Source organism: Pelagicoccus sp. SDUM812005 (genome assembly GCF_031127875.1).
In the GTDB taxonomy this organism is placed as follows: Bacteria; Verrucomicrobiota; Verrucomicrobiia; order Opitutales; family Opitutaceae; genus Pelagicoccus.
Map to the genome: position 1 here is coordinate 16,976 of NZ_JARXIA010000035.1, position 14,988 is coordinate 31,963.

The window sequence follows — 14,988 nt, forward strand, 5'->3', positions numbered from 1 at the left end:
GAGAGTCTGGGAATTGGCAAGGGAGAATGTGGAATCGCTCCTTTCGAACTCGCAGGGCTGGCGCTTGCGGCGAGCCGCGCAGCGAGAGGAGCCTCCTCAACAAAACAGGCCGACTCGGGGTGACGAGTCGGCCTGCGTGTTTAAATAAAGCTATCTGGCGGCTATGGCAGCGTGCGGTCCGCTCGGCGATCGGACCCTACCTTGTTTATAGAGCGGTCCGCTTGGCGATCTGACCCTACCTTTATATCCTAGTGGAGGAAGCTGCGGATGCCGGTGGCGGTGAGCGTCATGTTGTACTCGTTGGCGGCCTCGATGATGAGGTCGCTGCGGAGCGAACCGCCGGTTTCTACGATGTGCTGCACATTGGAGCGGCTGGCCCGGTCGATGTTGTCGCGGAACGGGATGAAGGCGTCGGAGCCGAGGCAGATGTCCTGGTACTGCTTGATCCACTCGGCCCGCTCCTCGCGGGAGATAGGCTCGGGACGCGTATTGAAATTCTGGAGCATGTTGGCTTCCTCGTGCTCGCTGAGGCTGTCCCAGAGCAGGTACTGGTCGATGAGGTTGGTCTTCTCGACCTTCTTGAGCCCGTCCTTGAAGTCGAGCCCGCGGACCTTGGGGTGGCGCTGCAGGAACCACTTGTCGGCCTTGTCGCAGGCGAGTCGGGTACAGTGGATGCGGGACTGCTGGCCGGCTCCCATGCCCACGATCTGGCCGTCGTAGGCGATGCTGATGGAGTTGGACTGGGTGTACTTGAGCGAGATGGCCGCGACCAGCAAGGTGTCGAGGGCTTCCTCGGAAATGTTCTTGTTGGCGGACAATACGTTCTTGAAGTCGTCCTTGGTGAAGAGGCGGCTGTTGCGGTCCTGGGCCACGGTGACGCCGAAGATTTCGCGCTTTTCGATGCCGGTCGGCATGAAGTCGTAGTCGATCTCCAGCATGCAGAAGCCGCCCTTCTTCTTTTGCTTGAGGATCTCGAGGGCCTCCGGCTCGTAGCCAGGGGCGATGATGAGGTCGCTCACTTCCGTCTTGAGGAACTGGGCTAGGCTGACGTCAACCACGTCGCTCACCGCCAGCACGTCGCCGAATGAGCAAAGGCGGTCGCCGCCGCGAGCCCGAACGTAGGCGCTGGCCACTGGAGAAAAGTCGGTGGTCTTGAGGAACTGGGACTCCTTGAAGGCGTCGTCGATCGGCTTGGCGATGGCCGCTCCGGCGGGGCTCACGTGCTTGTAGGAAGCGGCGGAGGCCTTGCCGGTGGCTTCCTTGAGCTCGCGGACCAGCTGCCAGGAGGTCAGGGCGTCCAGCATGTTGATGTAGCCCGGGGCGCCGTTTACGATCTTGATCGGGGAAGGCTCTGGAAACTCCAGGAAAGCTTCTTTCTGGTGAGGGTTTGTGCCGTAGCGGAGAGAGATCATTCCCCCTCTCTATGCGGGCCGTCCGAGCAAATGCAACATCAGGAAATCGCCCTTTTTGATTTATCGCTACATCGTAAGAGCGCCTGAGGGGTTGCAATCCTTGGCGGGAGCCCCATTTGCTCGATTCACGGGGCGGTTCGGCCGCCTCCCACGATTCCCCATGAAAGCTACCGCACTTCGAATTCTCGCCGCCCTTGGATGTGGCATCCCCTTCAACTTCCTATCTGCCAACGGGCTCCCTCCCCTCGACTGGGAGGAGCTGGCCGAGACGAACCCCTGGCAATACACGGAATTGCATCGGGAAGTCCCGGTCGTGCAACCGGGATCCGCGGGCAGCCCGCCTTCCGACGCCATTGCGCTCTTCGACGGAACCGACCTTTCCCGTTGGGAGCAGACGCCCTTCGGCGAAGGGGTGGCGGTGCCCCGCACCGAAGTCTACCTGCGCCGCTACCTGAACGGAGGCGACTGGGGACCGGCGACCTGGACCGTGGAAAACGGAGAAATCGTGGCCGGCCAAAGGCAAGGGGCCATTGCCTCCAAGCGGGCGTTTGGCGACATGCAGCTGCACTTGGAGTGGCTCGTGCCGGAGCTCGAGGGGAAAGGCGGCCAGGAATACGGCAACAGCGGCATCTTCCTGATGGGCCTCTACGAGGTGCAGGTATTGAACTCCTTCGAGAACCCCACCTATGCCAACGGACAAGCGGCCTCCATCTACAAGCAGCACGCTCCGCTGGTGAACGCCTCCCTGCCTCCCGGGCAATGGCAGAGCTTCGACCTGATCTTCACGGCCCCGCGCTTTTCGGAAAAAGGCACCTTGGTCAGCCCTGCCTTGCTCACCGTTTTGCACAACGGCGTTTTGGTGCAGCACAACGCAGTCCTGCAAGGCCCCACATCCTTCATCGGCGAGCCCTACTACCTGCCGCATCCGCCCAAGCTCCCCATCGTGCTGCAGGACCACAACAACCCGGTTCGCTACCGCAACATCTGGGTGCGGGAACTGTAGCGGACAAGGGAGCTCCCTCGCAAAGCTCACGCCCGCCAAGCCGCGGCGCTGCGGAAGAAGGCGGGCCTGATCCGAGGGAGCGGAAAAGTGCTGGCGGGACCGGCTTTCACCATTGCCAAGGGCACGGGTCTAAGTTTCTCATCCGCAGCTCAAATGGCGGAAAAGCAGCTCTATCTCCATACTTCGAATCGGGTTGAAAAACTGGCGGCTCGATTGGTGGACGTCTCCCAAGCGCTTCCGCTCGCCCATACGCTTTCGCAGGAGACGGTGATGACCCTCAACCCCGGCATCGCTCGCTGGTTGCAATTCGAAATCGCCAAGCGCACGGGCGTCGCCTTCGGCTGGGATTTTCCGCTCCCGGGCAAGCTCTTCTCCCGCGTGCTGCGGGGCTTCGAGCCGAGTTTCGACGCGACCGGAGCCTTTCCCGAGGACCAGGCCCGCTGGCGCCTGCTGGACCTGCTGGGGAACCTGGAAGACCAGGCCCGTTTCGCCCAGGTCCGCAGCTACTGCCAGAACGCGGTCGGCACCCGGCGGCTCGCCTTCGCAAACCGCCTTGCCAAGCTCTACGACGAGTACCTGGTCTACCGTCCAGACATCGTTACCCGCTGGGAGGACGAGCCCAGCGAATCCCACTTCGACTGGCAGGCGGAGCTCTGGAGGCGATTGATCCGCAAGCTGTATCCAAGAATCAAGACGCCGCGACACATCGCCCGCCTTTGGCAGGATTTGTCGCGGGGACAAATCTTGGAGCTCGGCATCCAGCCGCAGTTTTGGCCGGAGCGGCTCTTCGTTTTTGGCGTGTCTTCCTTGGCTCCGCTCTACCTCGACCTGCTCGACCAGCTTTCTCGCTACCGGCCGGTGCACGTGTTTCTCCTGCAACCTTCGGACCAATACTGGGCCGATCTCAAGAGCAGCAAGCAAATCCAGAAGATCGCCCAAAAGGCTGCTCGCAAGGCCGGCGCGCGCTTGAGCCAGCCGGAAGATTGGCTATTCGAAACGGGCAACCCCTTGCTACCCTCGCTCGGCAAGCAGAGCCAGATGTTCCTCGACCTGCTGATCGACAAGGATCCGCAGCAGGACGACAGCCAATTCGAGGAGCCCGACGAAACGCAAAGCCAGCTGCACTGCCTGCAGGCGGACCTGTTCACGATCGAGGATCGCGACCTAGCGAAAGGAACGCCACCCTTCCCGCCCTACGACGCTTCGATCCAGCTGCACTCCTGCTCCAGCCGCCGCCGGGAAGTCGAGACCATCTGGGACCTCATCGTGGAGCGCCTCGATTCCACGCCCGAGCTCAAAGCCAGCGATATCCTTGTCATGGCTCCGGACATACAAGACTACCGCTCGCACATCGAAGCCGTCTTCAAGGCCAAGCGCGGCACCCCGTTCGACATCCCCTACTCCATCGCCGACAGCGCCGCCGGCAGCCGACCAGGCGTATTGAGCGGACTTTTCGCCATCCTGCAATCGGTATCCACGCGGGCCAGCTCCGCGGAGGTGCTCGCCCTGCTGGAAACGCCGCTCCTGCGCGAGGTTTTCAGCTTCTCGGACCGCGACCTCGAGTGTATCGAGTTCTGGATACGCGAACTCGGAATTACCTGGGGTTGGGATGCCGAGCACCGCTCCCAGCATCTAAGCTTCGCAACCGATCGGAACACCTGGCGGGAACTGCGCATCCGCTTGCTGTCCGGGGCTCTCTTTTCGCAAGAAACCTTGACCCCTCAAGGCATCCTTTCCTATCCGGAAATCGAGAGCGACCTTGCCGAAACGGCAGGACGCTTGCTTGAGTGCCTGGAACTGATCCGCTCCTTGCGCCAAGGCTTTCACCAGACCCACTCTATCGCGAGCTGGCAAGAGCGACTGCTCGGCTTGCTCGGCTCGGTCCGCTGCGATCGCGACGAGTGGCAGCGCGACTACCAGCAAGCCGGAGAACTGATACGCGAAACGCTGCCCGAGCTCGCGGATTCCTTCGCCTCCGGAGCCGAGGTCTATCGGGCCCTTGCGGAGAAATTCGAGTCCAGCGCCTCAGGCGGCGGCTACCTCAGCGGCGGGGTGACCTTTTGCTCGCTCAAGCCGATGCGCGCCATCCCAGCGGATACGGTTTGCCTGATGGGCATGAATCGCTCCGACTTTCCCCGCAGCAGCAAGCGTCCCAGCTTCGACCTGATGGCGAACGAAACGCGTATCGGCGATCGCAATACACGGGACGAGGATCGCCAATTTTTCTTGGAAACCTTGCTCTCGGTCCGCAGTCGCTTGGTGATTAGCTACCAAGGCCTGTCGCCCAATAGCGATACCCTCAACGAACCATCGGCCGTCGTGGAAGAGCTGCTCAGCTACCTCCAGAACGCCATGGAGGAAGAGGACTTCGAGCAGATCTTCCGCCAACAAAAGCGCCAGTCCTTCGACCCCAGCTACTTTCACGGCGAAACCCAAACCTACGATCCCGAGCGGGCTAAGCTGCGCAATCGCTTCCGGCCAACAGCCCAACCCAGCGAGCCGACTCCTCAACGTGAAGCTGCGAACAGCGAAGCCGAAGCGGAAAACCCGTCCCTTGTGGAACTGGAGGACCTGATCCGCTTCATGGAGTCTCCTTCCAAAGCCTTCGCTACCAAAGTGGCTAAGCTGCGCATGGAAAGCGGGGACGATGCCCTGCCCGAGATGGATCCGCTCTTTTCCACGGGGCTGGATCGCTTCAAGCTCCGGCACAGCTTCGCCGCCCAGATTGCCAGTGGCGGAAGTTTAGACGAAATCGACTTCCGCAGCCTTGCCCAATCCAAGTTCCTGCCAGCTGGGTTCTTGGAAAAACCGAGCTTCCAAGCCGAATACGAGCGGGCCCAGCAAGTGGCGGAAGCGATCGGCGAACAGCGAAGGGAGAGCGTCTACCTGGAGGCTCCTTGCGGTCCGGCCAGCCTCTGCGGCGAATCGCAGACGCAAGCCGGTCGCGGAGACCAGCTCATCGTCGAAGCCGGCGAACTGAAGCCGAAACGCGTCATTGCAGCCTGGATACGCCACCTATTTGCCTCCGCCTACAACCCCGCCTTCCGCGGCGAAACCGTGGTGCTTAGCCTGCACCACAAGGGCGGACACTTTCGCTTCGCAAAGACAGAGGGCGCCCGCGAGCGGCTCGGCGAGCTGCTGCAGCTGTTCCTCGACGGCGAAAAGGCGCCCATCCCCTTCTTTCCCGAACTTTCCGAAAAAACCTGCAAAGCGTGGCAGAAACTCGGGGGCGAAGACGAAGCCTTGCGAATTGAAACAGCGCTTGGCAACGCCCGCCGCGACGTGCGTAGCAGCCTCACGGATACGGCTTCCTGGAAAAAGGTGGAATGGTCCGACTACGATCGGATTTGCTTCGGCGACGACTACGCGCCCGACCAGCGTTTTCTCGATCTCGCCTTGCAGGTTTGGGAACCTTGCCTGGCGGCGAAACAGCCTCTGAAGCTCGCTAGCATGAAAGGAGGCGAAGCATGATGGAACTGCATAAAGGAACCACCTTGATCGAAGCGAGCGCCGGAACGGGCAAGACCTATACCCTTTGCCGCATCGCCCTGAAGCTCACCCTGCAGCACGGGATTACGCTTGATCGCATCTTGGCCGTTACCTTTACGGAAGCGGCCACCGAAGAGCTCGCCGCCCGTATCCAAAAATTGTATCAATCCACCTTGCGGGAGTTGGAGCTTGGCGATCCGCAGGAAGCCGCGCTGAAGGAATGCATCGCTCAGCCGGACTTCGATCTGGAGGCTGCGAAGAACGCGCTGCGCTATAGCCTAGAGGTTTTCGACGAAGCCCCGATTTCCACGATTCATAGCTTTTGCAAGCGCTCCCTGGACCTTGTCGCCCTCGAGACGCAAACGCCCTTCGACGCGGAGCTGAGCCAGGTCGAGGAGCAACTGATCGAGCAATTGCAATCTGAATACATCCGCCAGGAAATCCTCGAGGCCTCGCAAGCGCTCAGCCTGGCCCTTGGCTTCCAGAAGAACTTCGAAAAGCGCCTCAACGACATTGGTCGCCAAACCTCCACCCATCCCGAGGCCAAGCTGCGTCCCACTCCCCTGCCCGTCGACTTCGAGGCCTTGGAGCGACGTTTCGCGGAAATCCCGGAAGCGATCCGCGACCTCGCCGAACGCAAGGCCGACTACCTGGCCCACCTGCGCAAAACCAGCCGCAACGCCAAGCAACTGCGCGGAGATTCCCCCGACCTCGAAGCCTGCCTGAAGCGCGGCGCCCTGCTGCCGCAAGACTTGGAATGGCTGGAAGACTTCCGCAGCGAAGCTTGGAGCAAGGCGGTCAACAAGGGCGGCGCCCACCTGCCGGTTCCACCTTTGATCTCGCTCGTGGATGTCGTGAAGGAGCAAATCGAAGCCGCCTTCACGTCCTTGATCTACAACTACAAGCCGTGGCTCTCGGAGCGCTTGGAGAAGGCCAAGCTGCAGGCCAACGTGATCAGCTTCAACGACCTGCTGCACCACTTGAGCCGAGCCTTGAAGAGCGAGGCGGGCGAACGGGTGAAGCAGTTCCTTTCCGCCAAGTACGACGCGGCCCTGATCGACGAGTTCCAGGACACGGACCGCGTGCAGCTAGACATCGCCAAGGCGCTTTTCGGCGAGGGCGAGCACTACCTCTTTTACATCGGCGACCCGAAGCAGGCCATCTATCGCTTTCGCGGAGCGGATATCTACGCCTACTTCCAGGCCACTGAAGGCGGCGAGATCCGCAAGGAAGCGCTCACTAAAAACTACCGTTCCGCCCCGCGCTTGGTGGCCGCGGTCAATACGCTTTTCAATTCCGCGGCAGCTGGATTCGTGGACGAGCGCATACAGTTCGAAGCGGTAGAGCCCGGCACCGATCCCGCAGACTTTCCTCCCTGCCAGAGCCCCTTCAAGCTGCATCAGCTCACCGTTTCCGAGTTCGAAAAATTTGGCAGCGGCTGGTATCGCGACGTATTGGCGGAACGGGCTGCCAACGACTTCGTAGCCCGCATCAACCAAGATCCCGACTTCGATCCCGCCAGCGCCGCGTTTTTGGTGAACAGCAAGCACGAAGCCGATACCTTGAGCCTAGCCTTGGCCAAGCGCGGCGTATCGGTCGCCATCCGTGCGGATCGCAGCGTCTTCCAAACCCAGGAAGCAGCGGACCTCGGGCAGATCCTTGCCGCCCTCGCCTCGCCCACTCGCACCAGCTTGAAGCGCGGCGCCTACGCGGCGCTCGACACCTCGCTGACAGCCAAGGACATGGTCGGTCCCGCATTCGAGGAATCCGCCGCTCCGATTTTTGAATACATAACGGAGTGGGCGAAGGATTGGTTTTCCCGCAACTTCGACGTCGCTCTGCACGGGCTCCTGCAGCTATTGGATACCAAGCGTTCGAACGCTTTGGATTCGGAACGACGTTACGCGAACATTTGCCAGCTTTCCGAACTCTTGTCGGAGGCGCGGGACGCGGAAGACCTAAGCCCCCGCGGCCTGCTCAATTGGCTCTCCCGCAAGGCGAATGCCAACGTTTCGCAGCACGAGGAGTGGCAAACCCGCATCAGCAGCGACGAAGGAAAGCCGCAGGTCATAACCGTGCACAAGAGCAAGGGCTTGCAGTTTCCCATCGTCTACCTACCTTTTCTCGGATTGCGTCGCGTGCGGGCGGACGAGCTTTCCGCGACCTACCATGGTCCCGACGACGAGATGGTGATCGACTACGCCCCGGAGGCGGATTCGCCGGCCGTTACCCACTCCCAACGCGAGGCCCTCGCGGAAGACGTGCGCTTGCTCTACGTCGCCCTCACTCGCGCGGAACGGGAGAACATCGTCTACCTCTGTCCCGAAGCCATGGCCCGTGGAAATTGCTCCAGCTTCGCCCAGTTCCTGCTGGACGAAGGCCTCGAGAGTACCAGCGCTGCGGTCGCGGAAAAGCTGGAACGCATCGCCGCTGCCTCGGACCAGACGATAGCCTTCGAACAATCGCCCCTGGAGGCAGGTCCCTTCGTGGCCTTGCAACGGAAAAGCGAATCCGATCCCGAGGAAGAAGTATTCGCCAAGCCCCTACAGAAGCGGAAGCGCATGCCCTTGCCGGATCGCGTACTCAGCTTCTCCTCGCTCAACAAGAGCCTGCACATCGACGAGACGGACGAGTCCGTGGAAGCGACGGAAGCGGATTCCGCCTTGAGCGACGAGAGTGCCCCGATAGCGGAGGAACCAGAGGTGGAGGAGGCTCCGGAAGGGATCAGCATCTTTACCTTGCCTAAGGGCACGCATGCGGGCGACTTGCTGCACCTCATTCTGGAGCGTTTCGACTTCAGCCGTCCCGAGACCCTAGCGGCTACCACCCAGATGGCCTTCGACGCCTTGCAGTTCGAGCCACGCGACTTCGAGCCGATCGTGGCCGGCCAAATCGGAGCGATCGCCAAAGCGAAGCTCAACAGCAAGTTTACCTCGTTCGCCCTGGAAGACGTCGCTCCGCAGCTGCGGGTGCCGGAGCTCGAGTTTTCGTATCCAGTCTCTGGCGACGTCAAGGAAGGGATTCTCGACGCCCTAGCCGCGAACGATCTCGGCCGCATCCCGGCTAGCTGGCTTAGCGGCCTGGCGAAGGGCGAAGCCGGGCTGCCGGCGTCTATGTTGCGCGGCTTTATCGACTTGGTTCTCGAGCACGAGGGACGCCTCTACATCTTCGACTGGAAAAGCAATTACCTGGGGCCCACTCCGACCGACTACGACCAAAATGCCATCTTGGAATCCATGTCCGACCATAACTACTTCCTGCAGTACCTGCTCTACTGCGTAGCTCTCAAGCGATTTGCGGAGTGGCGCTTTCCGCAGCGACGGTTCGAAGATCTCTTCGGCGGAGTTTTCTACATCTACGCCCGCGGCATCAGTCCCGGCAAGGAAACCGGGATCTACTACGACCTGCCCACGCCTGAGCTGCTCGAGGCCCTGGACCAAGCTCTCATGAAGGAAGGGATTTATCGATGATCAAGGAACGAGACGAATTTTCGTTGCTCAACGAAGCCCCGTTCACCGCGAGCGATCGCATGCTGGTACGTCACCTGCGAGAGGACTGGAGCGAAAGCAATTATTGGATACTGATAGCCGCCGCCTTCTGCAACCTATCGGTTCGCGAAGGGCACACCTACTTCGACCTGCGAACGCCCCAACTCGGTTCCGCAAGCGTTCCCAAGTCGTGGCCCGTTTGGGAGCGATGGATCGACTTGCTGAAGGCGAGCCCGCTCGTGCAAAACGAGGGAGAGACCTTGGACCGTCCGCTGGTCCTCAGCGGCGACTCGTGCTTGTATCTGGAAAAGTACTACCGCTACGAACAACGTTTGGCGGAGCAGATTCGCAGCCGTTGCGGTAAGGCCCTTGCGGAATCGCAGGAGCAGGACCCAGTGGATCGAGCCGTCGCCCAGGGCTTCTTCGTGATCACTGGCGGACCGGGCACGGGAAAGACCACCCTGGCCCTGCGTTACCTGGACAAGCTGCTCGATTCCTGGGAGGGGACTCGCCCTGCCCGCTTCGCCGCGATCGCCCCGACCGGAAAGGCCGCCGCTCGCTTGGCGGAATCGATCGCTAATGGAGTGAGCCGCATGGAACTCGCTCCCGAGCGCAAGGAAGCCTTGCTGTCCATCCCTTGCCTGACCATTCACCGCCTGCTTGGAAGTTTGCCGCATCGCTCCTCCTTTCGGCGGGACCGAAAGCATCCCTTGCACTACGATACGCTGGTCATCGACGAAAGCTCCATGATCGACCTTCCCTTGATGACCCGCCTGTTCGAGGCCTTGCCGGAAAGCTGCCAAGTTCTCTTGCTCGGCGACAAGGACCAGCTGGCGAGCGTGGAGGTCGGTTCTGTTTTGAGCGATATTCTAGCCGCAGCCGAAGCGGAAGGAGCGAGCTTGGCAGCTTCGGTTGAACGCTTGAGCAAAACGTATCGATTTTCCGAGGACAGCGGAATCTACCAGCTCTGTACCGTTTCTAAGGAAGGCGACCTGGAGGGCTTCACCGCCTTCATGCAGGCTCCCAGCGCCGACGTGCGCTACCACGCCTTGGCCGCCGGGGCCAAGCGGGTGCCGCAACGCTTGCTGGAACTGGGCGTCGAACGTCACCGCCTCTTGTCCGAGGCACCTGACGCTCAGGCTGCCCTAGCCCGCTTGGGCGATTCCATGACTTTGACTCCCACCCGCAACGGCCCCTTCGGCACCATCGAAATCAATCGCCGGGTCCGAGCTCGAATCCAAGCCCAGCTAGAGCTCGCTGGATTACCCGACAAGCCGATTCACGGGGAGCCCATCATCGTCTTGGAAAACGACTACGAGCTGGAGCTCTTCAACGGGGATATCGGTTTGATCTGGCAGGAGGAGGACCGGCTGATCGCATGTTTCGAGAACTCCGAAAAGGGAGTGCGGAGGTTTCGGGTATCGGAGCTGCCCCGCTACGAGTCCGCCTTCGCCCTGACCATCCACAAGAGCCAAGGCTCTGAATTCGAGTCGGTACACTGCCTCTTCGGCCCCGATGCGGCCCAGACCCTTACCCGCGAGTTGATCTATACCGCGTTCAGCCGGGCCAAGAGCGAACTGGTGGTATTTGGCGAGATGGATACGATGGCAGCGGGAATTTCGCGTCAGGCGGTTCGAGCGACTCGCCTAGCCGAGTTGCTCGGGGACTAGCGCGCAACCGCCCCTCCTGCGATCGAGCAAGAAAGGGGATTCGGTTCTTGGCATAGGGATGAGAACTACGCACATTGTTTAAGCATTTAAGCCTACGGAATCCTCATGACCCATCGCCTCCTTCCTCCTGCCTTCCTGCGAATCCTCTGTCTCAGCTTTTTCATTACCTCATGGGTCGCGTCGGCCAGCGGCGTGGGAGCGCTCTCCACTCCGGACGACAAGAAACCGCTTTTCGAAGAGCTGAACTTCACCTTCGAGCAACCGGGCTGGCCTTGGAGCGAGATCCCGGCAACGACCATGGGCGAGGACACGACCCTCGCCTACCGCAAGTCGATCAACGACGCCTACTTCATCATCATCGCGGAGAAGATCGGCGTCGAATACGGAATCAACAACGAACTGCTGACGGAAACCGCCATGTCGCACCTGCGAGCGGTCTCGCCGGTTGCGACCTTCAGCGACACCAGCATCGTCGAGATCAACGGGCTTCCTTGGGTGAACTTCACCGGAAAAGCCAAGCTGCTCGGCCAAGACTACGTGTACGGCTATCTGGTCTGCACCCGCAATGGCTACAGCTACCAGCTCATGACCTGGCGTAGCGGGACCTTTCCGGAGCTCGCCAAATCGGACATCTTGGAGCTGGGCGAACTTTTCAAGCAGATCGATCCGGAGCGCATCTACCATTCGGAAGACTTCGAGCCCCTTTCGCAGTTCGAGGACCCGGCGGTCGGCTTTTCCATCGACCTCGGGGCTACGGGCTGGACGACGTGGCAGGTTGGCGACGAGGAGTTTCCCCAGGCCGTTTTCACCGCGACCCAGGCCAACGAAGTGTTTCTCTTCGCCGTCCCTCTCTACCATGAGGGCCTGAACCCGAGCTTCAAGGACCTCAAGAATTCCCTGCTCTTGAGCCTGCTCAACATCGACGCCAGCTCCGGACTGAACGGACGGGACAAGATCGTGAGGCAAGGCGAGGAACGCTTTTTGCAGTCTAGCTTCACATCGGAGAACGTGGAGGGCTTTACCAATTCCTTCGTGATACAGGTGCGCAAGTTCAAGGACTTCAGCTACCTGCTGGGCGGCTACTCGGGCGACCCGGAAAAGATGGCAGCGGTCGAAAGCGCCCTCGCCGCGGTACGGATCAGCGAGGAGATCGACGTGGAAGCCCTGGCTTCGGCGATGGCTCTAGAAGTTAAGTACTTCCAAGCCCAGACCCTTAACCAGCTCGCGGTAAACGCGTACTCACAAAGCAACTACGTCCTCGCAAGACGCTACCTCCAACGCTCCTTGTCCTTGGACAAAAGCGATCCCGCGGTGGCCTCGAACTTCGCCATAGTCACTTCCGAACAAGGAGACCATCAAGCGATCGTCGACCTCTTCGAAGCGTCGCCCGACGCCTTCGAGGAAAACTATCCCTTCCTCGAATACTACGCGGCCGCCTTGGCCCAGCTCAACCGGGACGCCGAATCGGAAGCTGTATTCAATACCGTATTCGATTCCAGCAACATGAGCGAATCCGGTCTCTGGTCCTACATGGAGCTGCTCGGCAAGCAAGAGCGCTGGAAGGACGGAATCGCCATCGCCCGAGACTTCAGCGATCTGACGGGCTCGCTAAGCGCCCTCCAGTGGGCCGCATCCTACCACTCGGAAATCGGCGATCACGATCAAGCCCTGGAAATCCTGCAGGAACTCAAGGAGAACAATCCCTTCGAGCTCTCGCTGGATTACGACATCGCCTACGTTTATCTCAACCAGGAGAAGTATGCGAAAACCATCGAATATATCGAGGCGTTAGGCGACGATGTAGAGGCGTATCCACTTTTGCTGACAATCAAGGGCAACGCGCTCTTCGGCTTGAAGTCCTACCTCAAGGCCAAGGAATGCTACGCGCGAGCGGTTGAATTGAATCCGCTCGACGAGGAAGCGAAGTCCATGCTGGACTACGCCACCCTAGCCCTCGGCAAGGGAGATACGAAGGTCAACCAGACGCCGATCGAGCCGGTTCCCATGCCGGAGTTTCTGGCAGAAAAGGCGAAGGCTGCGGAGGCTTCGCCCTTAAGCGGAAGCGAGTCGGTGATCCTGTATACGGTGCAGTCGATTCACTACGAAAAGGAGAAGGTGAACAGGAAGACGACCACCACCAAGGTGGCAATCCGGGACGATGCCGGCCTGGATATGTACAGCACGCTCAGCTTCACTTTCGACCCCTTCTACGAAGACGTTTACGTCAACGAGATCATCGTGCGAGACGCCGACGGCGAAGTGATCGGCCGCGAGGAGCGCTCCGACTTCTATCTCCTGGACAACAACGGGGACGTAATCGTTTCTCAAGACCGCCTGCTGTACGCGCCGGTCTCGGGACTCACCAAGAACTGCACGCTCGAATACACCGTTTCTTACAACACGACAGGCTTGATCGAAGAATTCCCAATGCTCTGGCAGAGCTTCACCTACTTCCAGAAAAGCCTTTTTTGCGGCGTCTCTATTACGGGCGACATCGATTCGGTCGCGGCCGAATCCTCCGAAGGCGTGGATGAAAGCAGCGATTCCACACACCTGATTTGGTACGCAGAAAACACGCCTAGCTACCAAAACGAAGACTACCAGGCCGATATCGAAACCTTCGCTCCCCACCTCGTACTCGCGGAAAAGAGCCTAAGCTGGGAATCCGAGGTCGAGCGCTATTTCGAGGACATTGCGGAGCGCTTGACCACAAGCGAGGCGATCAAGGCCCTCTCTCAACAGCTCACCGCTGAGGCCGATTCTGAGGAAGCCAAGATCGCCGCGGTCTACGGTTTCATCCAGAAGGAGTTCACCTACAAGGCCCTCGCTTTCGGGCCGCGTGCCCAGATACCCAATACAGCGGACAAGGTGGTCGCCGACAAGTACGGCGACTGCAAGGACCTCGCCCTTTTGGCGAATCGCCTCCTGGACGCCCTGGGGATCCGCTCAAACCTGGCCTTGGTCAACACCGCTGCGCGCATCAAGACCGAACTGCCGTCCCTGGACCAGTTCGACCACATGATCCTCTACCTGCCCGACTACGCCGGCGGACACTTCATCGACTGCACCAGCCAGCACGTGTCGCTCAAGCTTTCCACCCCGATCGGGCTGGACGGCCGAAACATCCTCGTCCTGGAAGAAGGCGCTCCCCGCTTCGTGGTGGCCAAGGATCCGGTGCTCGAGGAAAACACGATCAGCTCGTCCAAGCGCCTGGAGATCGTGGATGACTCCCTGCACGTGGAGGAGACCCTGCGCTTCACCGGCCTGCCCGCCGCCTACTTCCGTTCCTATTTAGTCACCCTGCAAGAAAGCCAAACCTTGGATACTTTCCAGGCGATGATGTCTTCTCGGACCAACCAGAACCTGCGTCTGGAAAGCGTGGATACGTCCAACCTTAAGGAGGTGGACGCTCCGCTCGAGGTGGTGATGAGCTACAATATCCCGCGGGCCGTCAAACGTACCTCCCGTGGCCTTACGCTGCCCACCGTGCCCGCCGTCTGGGAGCACTACTATCTCGGAGTGCCCTTCGCTCGGGACCGGAAGACTCCCTTCAAGGTGCGCCACCCGATATCCTTCGAGTCGAAGCTCACCCTGCTGCCTCCCGAAGGGCTGCGCCTTTCGCAGGACGATTTGGCCAATATCGAGAAGGACACCGGCTACCACCGCTACCGGCACCGCCGGCTGGCTGACGAGGAAACGGGCCAAATTTCGGTAAGCAGCGTCATCAGCCAATTGCTGGCCGAAGGTCCGAGGGAACGTTTCGATTCCTTCCAAACGAGCGCCCAGGACGCCCTCTCCTTGGTCAGCGAATCCCTGGACTTCGAAAGAGTCCCCTAGCCTGAATAATTCACGGCAGTCGTTTTGAAAGAGAGCATCCCTGGCTGCTTCTTCGTTTCGACGCTTCGAGCTGATTTCGAGCGTTTTTG

The 14,988-nt window shown here is 60.3% G+C and carries 6 protein-coding genes; 5 read left to right on the plus strand and 1 reads right to left on the minus strand.

The genetic code is table 11. From position 1 onward, the window contains the following. Positions 1–248: 248 nt before the first annotated feature. Entirely contained in the window at positions 249–1,412 is a 1,164-nt protein-coding gene (locus QEH57_RS23940; protein WP_309009336.1) for a phosphoribosylaminoimidazolecarboxamide formyltransferase, read from the minus strand. Between the two features lie 160 nt (positions 1,413–1,572). On the opposite strand from QEH57_RS23940, the gene QEH57_RS23945 reads away from it, so the two are divergent. The 5 genes from QEH57_RS23945 (at position 1,573) to QEH57_RS23965 (ending at position 14,899) form a co-directional block, all read left to right on the plus strand. Continuing rightward, positions 1,573–2,415, plus strand: a complete 843-nt coding sequence (locus QEH57_RS23945) for a DUF1080 domain-containing protein (RefSeq protein WP_309009337.1) — start codon at positions 1,573–1,575, stop codon at positions 2,413–2,415. Between the two features lie 153 nt (positions 2,416–2,568). Further along, entirely contained in the window at positions 2,569–5,886 is a 3,318-nt protein-coding gene (recC, locus tag QEH57_RS23950; RefSeq protein WP_309009338.1) for an exodeoxyribonuclease V subunit gamma, read from the plus strand. Further along, positions 5,883–9,374, plus strand: a complete 3,492-nt coding sequence (locus QEH57_RS23955; RefSeq protein WP_309009339.1) for a UvrD-helicase domain-containing protein — start codon at positions 5,883–5,885, stop codon at positions 9,372–9,374. Before recC ends, QEH57_RS23955 begins: the two co-directional genes overlap by 4 nt. Then, complete coding sequence (gene recD / locus QEH57_RS23960; protein WP_309009340.1) at positions 9,371–11,062, plus strand: exodeoxyribonuclease V subunit alpha; 1,692 nt, start codon at positions 9,371–9,373, stop codon at positions 11,060–11,062. The genes QEH57_RS23955 and recD overlap by 4 nt, the downstream gene beginning before the upstream one ends. A 105-nt stretch (positions 11,063–11,167) precedes the next feature. Beyond that, entirely contained in the window at positions 11,168–14,899 is a 3,732-nt protein-coding gene (locus QEH57_RS23965; RefSeq protein ID WP_309009341.1) for a DUF3857 domain-containing protein, read from the plus strand. Positions 14,900–14,988: the final 89 nt, after the last annotated feature.

What these genes read in the sequence shown, in the direction of transcription:
- QEH57_RS23955 (WP_309009339.1), top strand. Translation starts at nt 5,883, where the DNA reads ATGATGGAACTGCATAAAGGAACCACCTTGATCGAAGCGAGCGCCGGA.
- recD (WP_309009340.1), top strand. Translation starts at nt 9,371, where the DNA reads ATGATCAAGGAACGAGACGAATTTTCGTTGCTCAACGAAGCCCCGTTC.
- QEH57_RS23965 (WP_309009341.1), top strand. Translation starts at nt 11,168, where the DNA reads ATGACCCATCGCCTCCTTCCTCCTGCCTTCCTGCGAATCCTCTGTCTC.
- recC (WP_309009338.1), top strand. Translation starts at nt 2,569, where the DNA reads ATGGCGGAAAAGCAGCTCTATCTCCATACTTCGAATCGGGTTGAAAAA.
- QEH57_RS23945 (WP_309009337.1), top strand. Translation starts at nt 1,573, where the DNA reads ATGAAAGCTACCGCACTTCGAATTCTCGCCGCCCTTGGATGTGGCATC.
- QEH57_RS23940 (WP_309009336.1), bottom strand. Translation starts at nt 1,412, where the DNA reads ATGATCTCTCTCCGCTACGGCACAAACCCTCACCAGAAAGAAGCTTTC.